Source organism: Ligilactobacillus murinus DSM 20452 = NBRC 14221 (genome assembly GCF_001591685.1).
GTDB lineage: Bacteria > Bacillota > Bacilli > Lactobacillales > Lactobacillaceae > Ligilactobacillus > Ligilactobacillus murinus.
In genome coordinates, this window is sequence record NZ_BCVJ01000123.1 from 1 (window position 1) to 1019 (window position 1019).

At 42.4% G+C, this 1019-nt stretch carries 1 protein-coding gene; it reads left to right on the forward strand.

Annotated features, from left to right (window positions below):
- Nucleotides 1-826: 826 nt before the first annotated feature.
- The coding region (locus tag LMU01S_RS10065; RefSeq protein WP_225354633.1) for a Rep family protein at nt 827-1019 on the forward strand (193 nt) is incomplete at its 3' end.

Below are 1019 nucleotides of genomic sequence, written 5' to 3' on the forward strand. Positions count from 1 at the left end.
GACCTGACGAAGTATATACTTTGTCAGGTCTTCTTTTTGTGCGTAGACTTTACGCACAAAAACAGCCTCGCAGAGCCCACACTTTAGGGACTAAAGTATAGTGGGTTATACTTTAGCGAATTAATATTCGCAAAATCTGGCATAGACTTCACTAGACTTTATGTTTTGGCATAGACTTTTGATCGATTTTCGTGAAAGAGCGAGAGAAATTGCTAAGTTTTATAAGCCAAAGGTAAGGAAAACTTCTCAAAGAGATATTGTACGTAGGTAATTTTGACGTATAACACGAATATAGCTCGGTGGCGAGAGCCCGCAGGAAGTGGATGTTAGTCAAGGGGCAAGCGAAAGCGATACGCCGTAGGGCAACCCTTGACTAACAGGACAGCAAAACACGATAAGGGACAAGAATAGCCCATTTTTTTGGGCTGTTCTGCGCGATATACGGCACGTATGGCTGGTGGTCAAGCTGACATCAGCTTGACGGGGTGCGGGGTGGTAAACCCCGCAAGCTCTTAAAATCGCTTAGAAAGCAAAAAAAGACCCTTCTAAGCGATTTTAGACGTCTAGAAGGGTTTGTAGTATAATCGAGCTATAAAAATAATTCGAGCCTATGTGGAAGGTTAAAAAAATCCTGATAGCGTGTACTTTGGCGAGTCGTGCTATCAGGACATGGGTTAGAAGGTCTGCGTTTCCGCAGTATTCACCTAGAACGGGCGAAGTGTATACATTTCGCTGTTCTCGTAGTATATTCTACGCAAAAAGTGAATAAAATGCAATTCCTTCTAACCGTTTTTAGTTTTCTGAGCTCGATTTAGGAGGAATTTTTATGGCTGAAAAAGAAAAATATAAGGATAACAGAGCTAGAACGTGGACTTCTATCGTGTACCCTGAAAGTGCGCCCGAGAATTGGAAAGAGATTTTGGACGGTTATCATGTCCCTTGGGTAGAAAGTCCGTTGCATGATAAAGACATCAACCCTGATGGTAGCGTAAAAAAAGCTCACTGGCACGTTATTTTGC